Annotated in this window: 1 protein-coding gene and 1 pseudogene; both read right to left on the minus strand. The window is 71.6% G+C overall.

Translation table 11 applies throughout. The features are described 5' to 3' along the window. Positions 1 to 216 (minus strand): hypothetical protein (locus tag AC08OO_RS14045; protein WP_476618618.1); only part of this gene is annotated, 216 nt, incomplete at its 3' end. Between the two features lie 231 nt (positions 217 to 447). Beyond that, positions 448 to 915: pseudogene (locus tag AC08OO_RS14050) on the minus strand (IS66 family transposase); the annotation flags it as partial.

Genomic DNA, 915 nt, shown 5'->3' on the forward strand with positions numbered 1-915 from the left:
CGCCCGGACCCACCCCGACCGGGTACCCGCACCACCGGGGTCACCCCACGCCGCGCCCACGTCCACCCCGTGGCGGCCGCAGGCCCTGCCCTGTCTCGTCGAGGAAACAGACCCGGGCATCCCGGGCCGCCGCCGTGGTTGTAGCGCCGGCCACTCCCACTTGACCCACTCCCGCGCCGCGGTGTCGTCGCGTTCCAGCGCACGACGGGCCGGCATCCGACCGACCAGCCGTGCCGGCTACGCCTCTCGATTCCCAGGCGCGATACCCGCAGCCCGCCGTTTTCGGGGTCACCTTGAATTCCCGCGCCATCTCCGTTCGGGTCGTTCCCGCCGCGAACCGGTCAGCCGCAGCCATCCGGACCCGCTCCCGTTCCACCTGCTCCGCGGGCGTCAACCCGCACCCGTCGCACGTAGCTGTTCAGCTGAGGTCGAGGCTGAATGTGCTGTTCAGGCCGGGTGTGCGGCAGGTGGGAGCCACGCGCCGGTGGTGAACAGGCGGGTGAGGGCATCGAGGGTGTCGACGCCCCACTTGCTGGCGGTCGACAGGTAGGACTGCACAACGGCGAAGTCCGCGAGGCCTTGGAGCGTGCGCCAACAGCCACCGGAGACCCGCTGCTGGATCTTGACGGGGCGGACGTCGCGTTCCGCGAGATTGTTCGAGAACGGGACCGTCAGGTCGGTCGCGAACCGCAGGATCATGTCCTCGTAGCGGCGGAACCGGCGGATCAGTGTCCGGGCGTCGGTGGCGAGCGGGCTTCGTTTCCCGTGGTTGTCGGTCTCGCCGCGGGCGAGCGCTCCTCGGTAGTGGTTACCGGATCCCGGTCAGGATGGCCGGGGTGAGGGCATGGTGGCCGGCCGCGCGGGCGGCGGTCGCGGCGTGGTGGGCGTCGAGCAGGGTGGTGGCCAGGGCGTCGG

The organism is Frankia sp. CeCAU1, from assembly GCF_977971845.1.